7 protein-coding genes and 1 pseudogene are annotated in these 6,223 nt (G+C 75.3%); 4 read left to right on the top strand and 4 right to left on the bottom strand.

Annotated elements, in window-relative coordinates:
* On the top strand, window positions 1–867 hold an 867-nt coding region (locus VR44_RS25625; protein ID WP_045949959.1), incomplete at its 5' end, for a phytoene desaturase family protein.
* A 65-nt stretch (window positions 868–932) separates the two neighbouring features.
* Here VR44_RS25625 and VR44_RS25620 read toward each other — a convergent pair.
* Together VR44_RS25620 and VR44_RS25615 are read right to left on the bottom strand one after the other, a co-directional pair.
* Window positions 933–1,412 carry a nitroreductase family deazaflavin-dependent oxidoreductase gene (locus tag VR44_RS25620; protein WP_094191916.1) on the bottom strand — a complete coding sequence of 160 codons (480 nt, stop codon included), beginning with the start codon at window positions 1,410–1,412 and terminating at the stop codon, window positions 933–935.
* A gap of 118 nt (window positions 1,413–1,530) precedes the next feature.
* Entirely contained in the window at window positions 1,531–2,697 is a 1,167-nt protein-coding gene (locus VR44_RS25615) for an FAD-dependent monooxygenase (protein ID WP_045949957.1), read from the bottom strand.
* A gap of 90 nt (window positions 2,698–2,787) precedes the next feature.
* On the opposite strand from VR44_RS25615, the gene VR44_RS25610 reads away from it, so the two are divergent.
* The 3 genes from VR44_RS25610 (at window position 2,788) to VR44_RS25600 (ending at window position 5,299) form a co-directional block, all read left to right on the top strand.
* A complete protein-coding gene (locus tag VR44_RS25610) occupies window positions 2,788–3,435 on the top strand; it encodes a TetR/AcrR family transcriptional regulator (protein ID WP_045949956.1) in 648 nt (215 codons plus the stop codon).
* A 48-nt stretch (window positions 3,436–3,483) separates the two neighbouring features.
* Window positions 3,484–3,909: a DUF6234 family protein gene (locus tag VR44_RS25605; RefSeq protein ID WP_063778968.1), complete on the top strand. Its 426-nt coding sequence runs from the start codon at window positions 3,484–3,486 to the stop codon at window positions 3,907–3,909.
* A gap of 112 nt (window positions 3,910–4,021) precedes the next feature.
* Window positions 4,022–5,299, top strand: coding sequence for an AMP-binding protein (locus VR44_RS25600; RefSeq protein ID WP_045949954.1), 1,278 nt, complete (start codon window positions 4,022–4,024; stop codon window positions 5,297–5,299).
* Window positions 5,300–5,311: 12 nt separating this feature from the next.
* On the opposite strand, the gene VR44_RS25595 is transcribed toward VR44_RS25600, so the two are convergent.
* Together VR44_RS25595 and VR44_RS25590 are read right to left on the bottom strand one after the other, a co-directional pair.
* Complete coding sequence (locus VR44_RS25595) at window positions 5,312–5,734, bottom strand: DUF3592 domain-containing protein (RefSeq protein WP_045949953.1); 423 nt, start codon at window positions 5,732–5,734, stop codon at window positions 5,312–5,314.
* A 73-nt stretch (window positions 5,735–5,807) separates the two neighbouring features.
* Window positions 5,808–6,223 (bottom strand): annotated as a pseudogene (locus tag VR44_RS25590) (serine hydrolase); the annotation flags it as partial.

The following is a 6,223-nucleotide window of genomic DNA, read 5'->3' as shown; positions in this document are numbered from 1 at the left end:
GGCGGCATGGGCGCCCTCACGGACGCCCTGGCCGACGCCGCCCGCGCGGGCGGCGCGGAGATCGCCACCGGGCACGAGGCGCTGCGGATCCACACCGACGGCACCTCCCCGGCCGAGGTCGCCTTCCGGACGGCCACGGGCGAAGGCACCGTCGCGGCACGGACCGTCCTGGTCAACGCTTCCCCGAGGGCGCTGGCCGAACTCCTCGGCGAGGAACCGGACCCGGTCGTCCGGCCCCCCGAGGGCGCCCAGTTCAAGGTCAACATGCTGCTGCGCCGGCTGCCCCGGCTGCGCGACACCTCGGTGGACCCCCGCGAGGCCTTCTCCGGCACCTTCCACATCGCCGAGGGCTACGAACAGCTCCGGCGGGCCCATGCCGAGGCCGCCGCGGGGGAACTGCCGTCCGTACCGCCCTCGGAGATCTACTGCCACTCGCTGACCGACCCCACGATCCTGGGGCCGGAACTCACCGCGCGGGGCTGCCAGACGCTCACCCTCTTCGGACTGCACACCCCGGCCCGGCTGTTCGAGAAGGACAACCGGCAGACGCGCGAGGTGCTGCTGACCGCCACCCTGGCCCAGCTCGACGCCCACCTCGCCGAACCGCTCACCGACTGCCTGGCCTTCGACGCCGACGGCCGGCCCTGCATCGAGGCGAAGACCCCGCTGGACCTGGAGCAGGAACTGCGCCTGCCCGGCGGGCACATCTTCCACCGCGACCTCTCCTGGCCGTACGGGGGGCCGGGCCGGTGGGGTGTGGAGACCGAGCACCCCAACGTCCTGCTGTGCGGGGCGGGGGCGGTCCGCGGCGGCGGGGTCAGCGGGATCCCGGGACACAACGCGGCGATGGCGCTGCTGGGCCGCTGACCCCGGCAGGGGCCGGACTCCGGCCCGGCCTCGGCCCGTCCGGCCCGGTCTCAGCCGGCCCGGTCTCAGGCGGCCCGGACCGGCTCGATCACCACGATCGGGATCGCCCGGTCCGTCTGCGCCTGGTACTCGTCGTACGCCGGCCACTCCCGGACCATCACCGGCCAGTAGGCGCGCTGCTCCTCGGCGGTCGCGGTGCGGGCCGTGCCCTGCATGACCTCGGGCCCGACCTGGATGCGGACCTCGGGGTGGGCACTCAGGTTCCGGTACCACAGCGGGTGTTCGGGGGCGCCGCCCTTCGACGCGACCAGGAGGTAGCGGCCGTCGGCCTCGCCGTAGATGAGCGGGGTCCGGACGGGGTTGCCGGACACCCGGCCCACGGTGGTCAGCAGGAGGGTCCTGGTGCCGCGCCACTCGTGGCCCTCGGCCCCGTCCGTCTCGACGTACTGGCGGAGGTGGTCGAGCTGCCAGCTGCCCGGCTTGGGGTCGGTGGGGTGGTCCCAGTCGATGCCGCCGGACCTGTCGCTCGCCCTGTCGCTCGTCATGTCTTCTCCCGGCCTTCGATCACATGGTCAACAACTTCGACAACGAGCCTCAACGCCCCCGGGCACGGTGGGCATTCCGCCCCGCCCCGTTCGGCCCCGCCACGGGCCCCTACCCGGCCTACCCGGCCCGTCCGGGCAGGGCGAAGCCGTTGAACAGGTCGTCCAGGGCGCGCAGCGAGGCCCGGGCGGGGACGGCCCGCAGGACGAGGTCGCGGGCCGCGACGGCCACCGGGTGCCCCAGGGCGGCGACCCGCCCGGCGCGGCGGGCCCGGACCCGGATGGCGTCGGTCCGGGCGAGCCGGGCCCGGGTGTAGGCGGCCAGGGCGGCCGGTACGTCGGGGCGGGCGAGGAGGTGGGCCAGCACGACGGCGTCCTCGACGGCCTGGCAGCCGCCCTGTCCCAGGTTGGGGGTCATGGCGTGCGCGGCGTCGCCGATCCACGCGATGCGGCCGTGGTGCAGCCGGGGGAGCGGGGCGGCGAGGTCGTACAGGTCGTGCTGGAGCACCCGCGCGGGGTCCGTCCGCTCGAGCAGGGCGGGGACCGGGTGGTGCCAGGTGCCGAAGCGGCGCAGGAGTTCGGTGCGGACGTCGGCGGGCCGGTACCCCTCGGGGACGACGGCGGTGGCGTACACGTAGAGCCCGCCGTCGGCGAGCGGGACCGTGCCGAAGCGCTCGCCGCGCCCCCAGGTCTCGGCGGCCTCGACGCCGGCGGGCACCGCTGCGGCGGGGAGCACGGTGCGCCAGGCGGTCTCCCCGGAGTAGCGCAGTCCGGGGTGCTGGGGGAAGTGGCGGCGGCGCAGCGGGCTGTGGATGCCGTCGGCGGCGACGACGGCGTCGGCGGTGAGGTCCCCGGCGGTGGTACGGACCACCGCGCGCCCCTCGTCCCCGTCCACGGCGGTGACGGCCGCCCCGTACCGCAGGGCGCCCTCGGGGAGCCCGGCGGCCAGTGCGGCGGTGAGCGCCGCCCGGTGCAGGGCGAGCGGGGTCCGGCCGTAGCGGGCGGCCAAGGCGGCGGGATCGGCCCGGTTGAGCCGGCCGCCGCCGGGGCGGCGCAGGCACATCGCCATCGCGGGGGCGCGGCCCGGGCCGGGGGCGGGGTCGAAGCCGATGGCGTCGAAGGCGCGCAGCGCGTTGGGGGCGAGGACGATCCCGGCGCCGGCGGCCGAGGGCCCCTCGGCCCGCTCGCACACGGTGACCTTCCATCCCTGCCGGGTCAGGGCCAGTGCGGCGGTCAGACCGCCGATCCCGGCTCCGGCGACGACGGCATGGCGCTGGCGTACGGACATGGCACGGCCTCCTGCGTTCGGGAAGGATCCTCCAGATCCTCTACATCCGTAGAGGACTCGTCGGTCACTCTACAGCTGTAGAGTGACTCCATGTCCACCCGGGAACCCTCCGCCGGCCCCGCGTCCGCCACGGACCGCCGCACGCTGATCGCCGACACCGCCATCGGCCTCGTCGCCGCCTCCGGCCTGCGCGGCCTCACGCACCGCGCCGTCGACGCCGCCGCCGGGCTCCCGGCGGGCAGCACCTCGTACTACTTCCGCACCCGCACCGCCCTGATCGCCGCCGGCTACCGCCGCCTGGCCGAACTGGACGTCTCCGAAGTCCCGTCGAGCCTGCCGACCGACCGCGACGAGGCCGCCCGCGCGCTCGGCACCCTGCTGCACCACTGGCTGACGGCCGGCCGCGAACGCCAACTGGCCCGCTTCGAGCTGAGCCTGGAGGCCGCCCGGAACCCGGAACTGGAACCGGACCTGCGCGAAGCGGGGCTCGCCGTACGGGCGCGCGCGGCGGCGGTCCTGGCGGCACTGGGCGCGCCGAACCCGCAGGAGAGCGCCGAACTCCTGGCCGCCTGGACGGACGGCCTGCTCTACGACCGCCTGGCCGGCGCCCTCGCCCCCTCCCGCCCCACCCCGGACCCGGCCGAACTCACCTCCACCGTCCGCCGCATGCTCGATGCCGTCCTCGGTACGTCCGCCCAGGATCCCGCGGCATACCACCCTGGCCCGGGGAGTCCTTGAGTACCCGTACTCATGCGTGCCCCGGGATCGCAGCGGCAGGGTGAGGCCATGACACAGGCATCCCCGGACACCCAGCGCCGCCGCCGCTGGCCCTGGTCCAACAGGACCTCCACGGGCGCGGACGTCACCGTCGCCGTCCTGCTGTTCCTGATCGAAGCGGTCGTGTTCCTGCTCGGGCTCTTCGGGCACGGCATGGAGGGATGGGCCGCCCAGGGCGACTCCGAGCGGATCGCGGCCGCGGAACTCGCGGGACGCGTCTGGATGTCGCGGTTCCTCGTCGCCGTGCTCGTGCTCGCCGTGGTGGCGATGGTGTCCCGCGCCCGATGGACGGCCTGCGCCCACCTCCTGGCCGCCGCGGCGGTGGCCGCCCTGCTCGTCCTCGCCCAGCACGAGCACGACCGCTCCCACCCCGGCTCCCCGCCGCGCCCGGGGCTGGAGCACGCGCTCTGCTTCAGCGGCAGCAGCTGCGACTGACCGGTTGGACGTTCCGCCGAAGAGGCCCGTCCCCGATGGTCCGGACGGCGCATTGCCCGGGCCGGGGGAGGGGGGTTTGGCTGGGCAAGATCAACGGGGGAGGGACAGGCACATGACTTCGATGCTCGACGGCTGTACGCCCTGGCCGGAGGAGTTCGTCGACCACTACTGGGCGGCCGGCCACTGGCAGGGCAACACCCTGGACACCCTGCTGCGCGGCTGGGCCCTGCAGTACGGGCCGCGCACCGCGCTGGTGCACGGCGGCACCCGGCTCACGTACGCGCAGCTGAACCGGCGCGCGGACCGGATGGCCGCCGGGTTCCGGGGGCGCGGGCTGCGGCCCGGGATGCGGGTCGTCGTCCAGTTGCCGAACGTTCCCGAGTTCGTCGTCACCGCCTTCGCGCTGATGCGGGCCGGGCTGGTCCCCGTGTTCTGCCCGGTGTCCCACCGTGAGCCCGAAGTGCCCGAGCTCGTCCGGCTCACCCAGGCCGTCGGCTACGTCGGCCCCTCGACGCACGAGGGCTTCGACCACACCGCGATGGCCGCCCGCATCGCCGCCCGATGGCCCTTCCTGCGGCGGGTGTTCACCTATGAGACGCCCGGCACCGAGTCCCCGTACGGCGGCCTCACCACCGACCCGTCGAACTGCCAGTACGCGCCGCTGGCCTCCCTCGACGCCCCGCCCGAACCGGCGCTGCCGCTGAGCGCGGGCCAGGTGGCGTTCCTGCTGCTCTCCGGCACCGGCGGGCTCGTTCCGCGGACCCACGACGACTACGCCCACCAGGTCACGGCCGCCGCGGAGCTGCTGTCGCTCACCGAGGAGGACGTGTACCTGGCCGCCCTGCCCGTCGAGGCCGACCTCGCCCTGGGCGGCCCGGGCGTCATCGGCACCCTGTCGGCCGGCGGAACCGTGGTCCTGACCGACGGCCCGGACCCGGCCGTCTGCCTCCCCGCCCTCGCCCGGGAACGGGTCACCGTCACCACGCTGACCGCCGGCACCGCCCGGCGATGGCTCGACGCCCTTCCCCTTCCGGGTGCCGCGCCGCGCCTCGTGCAGATCTGCGGGGCGCCCCCGGAACGCGAGACCGCCGAACGGATCGGCGCGGCCCTGAACTGCCGCGTCCAGCTGGCCTTCGGCCTGCCCGAAGGCGTACTCACCCTCACCCGCCCGGACGGCTCCGCCCCCACCACCCACGGCCGCCCGCTCTCGCCCGGCGACCAGATCCGCCTGGTCGACGCCACGGGCGCCCCCGTCCCCGACGGCGCCACCGGGGAACTCCAGACCCGCGGCCCGCACACCATCCGCGGCTACTACCACGCCCCCGACCGCGATGCCTGCTCCTTCACCTCCCCGGACGGCGACCTGGTGGTCACGGGCCGGCCGGTTTGAGCGGACGGAGGGTCACGAGGCGGTCAGGAGGAGGATCGTCAGCGCGCCGGCTGTGAGAGCGGCCCCCACCACGGTGAACACCGTCTCGACCGTGGTCGAGTCCCAGCCCTGGATCGCGAAGCGGCTGGGGTCCTTCTCGTCGTACCGGACCGTGACGGGGCTGCCGATGGCGAGGCCCCGTGTGGCGGTGCCGCCGCGGCCCAGCGTGGAGGGGTACTCGCACTCTCGGCCGTCCCGGGTCGTCCAGCCCACGACCGGGTGGTGATAGGTGACCCCGTCGTCGTCCTGCCGGATGCGGTGACGGACGACCCGGCCGGCCGCGGTGACACCCGTGCGACGAATCTCCCCGGCGCGGCGCAGTCCGTACACGCCGAAGCCGAGGAAGACCACACCCATCACCAGGGGTATGAGCAAGAAGAGCTGTTCCCGTTCCATGTGATGTCCGACGCGTGAGCACCGGCATGGGTTGCAGGGCCGGGGGTGCCGGCCGCCTGCCTGGTGACCCGTCCTAGTCCGACGAGCGGGTCCAGCCCGTGGTTTCGAGGCGGGCGGCGTCCGCGGGACGGTCCTCGGAGAAGAGGAGGGCCCGGGGTTCGGAGACGCGGATGACGTCCACGTAGACGCCGCGGCCCACGTAGCGGCCCGTTGCGGTGTGGCGGAAGCGGAGCCTGACCTGGCGGCCCGCCCAGGGGGTGAGGGGGGCCTCCAGGCGGTGCCAGATGCGGCCCGACCAGCCGCCCGCCGAGCCCTCCGGCCACTGCTCTGGGGTACCGCCCGTCGTGCGGACCGTGGAGAAGGGGACGGGCTGCCAGGTGGTGCCGTCCGTGGAGGCCTCCAGGTGGAAGGCGCCGGCTCCGGGGACGGTGTCCCACCAGACCGCGCAGCGCAGCCGGGCCTCGGCGGTGGCGGGGGTCAGCGGGGGGA

Source organism: Streptomyces katrae, assembly GCF_000966975.1.
GTDB classification, from domain to species: domain Bacteria; phylum Actinomycetota; class Actinomycetes; order Streptomycetales; family Streptomycetaceae; genus Streptomyces; species Streptomyces katrae.
Note: the sequence above shows the minus strand (reverse complement) of the source record. Positions and strands in the feature narration are given on the sequence as shown.